Raw genomic sequence first — 941 nt, 5'->3', positions numbered from 1 at the left:
TTTTTCAATCGACGTTAGGGTTTTGCTTTCCGCTTTGCTTAAGTCGTTGACATCAACGCCTACTTGTTCGAGTGCTTTGCCTAGTTTACGCAATTGGCGTTCGTAATCGCGAGAGCTGGTGGTAATGTCTCGATGCTCTTTTTCTAGCTTTTGCAATGCTTGAAGTTGAGGCTCAAGCATGTCTTCACTTTGCGTACCTTTTTTAATTTCCTTTTTCAGATCCGCAATGGAGGCTTTTTGCTTGTCGACAGCCAGCTTACTTTGCAGCTGTTGTTTTTCTAAATCACCAAGAGCTTGTTTGGCCTTTTTGTAGGCAGCAATGTCACCAACGGTTTTATTGAGATTTTTGAGCTCGGTTCCTAATCGCTTAGACTCCTGAGCGGACTCTTTGTTTTGCTTATCCAGTTGACCAAGCGCAGCTTTGTGCTTTTCAACGGCGCTAGTATTTTGCTTTTGTTGCTCTTGCAACTCCTCAAGTGCTTTTTGAGCTTTTTTGAATTTAGTGATGTCACCTGTCGTTTTTTGAAGTGAATCCACTTCTTTACTCAAACGCTTAGTTTCTTGCTCGATAGCTTTTGACTTGCCTGAGAACTCGTCCTGAATGCCAACAAGAAGCTCTAGAGCATAACCGTTACTTTGTTTTCTTGTTGACATTGTTGAATCTCTCAATCATGTAGGACATCTCATGCCAGTTCATACTCATTAGCTCTGAGACTGACACATTCATCTTGGAGTTTTTATTAGATAGCGATTCAAACGCCTGGTTGAACATCTCGCTACTCATTCGAGCCAGGCTTAAACCTTTCCCAGCATGTGCGACACGTTTGCGTAATCCTTAACGGCCAGCGAATCAACAATGCAGTCAACAGGTAGTTGAGTGCTTTCCGTTAATGCTGCTTCAGTAACTCGAACGAAATTGTTCTCTTGAGTAGTGTTCATCT

Annotated in this window: 1 protein-coding gene; it reads right to left on the bottom strand. The window is 42.5% G+C overall.

The annotated features are described in order from the left end of the window. Window positions 1–654: hypothetical protein (locus AW165_RS18325; protein ID WP_060466679.1), on the bottom strand; the 654-nt coding region annotated here is incomplete at its 3' end. Between the last annotated feature and the right edge of the window lie 287 nt (window positions 655–941).

Origin of the sequence: Acinetobacter sp. LMB-5, from assembly GCF_001541635.1 — a bacterium.
Lineage (GTDB): Bacteria > Pseudomonadota > Gammaproteobacteria > Pseudomonadales > Moraxellaceae > Acinetobacter > Acinetobacter pittii.
Note: the sequence above shows the minus strand (reverse complement) of the source record. Positions and strands in the feature narration are given on the sequence as shown.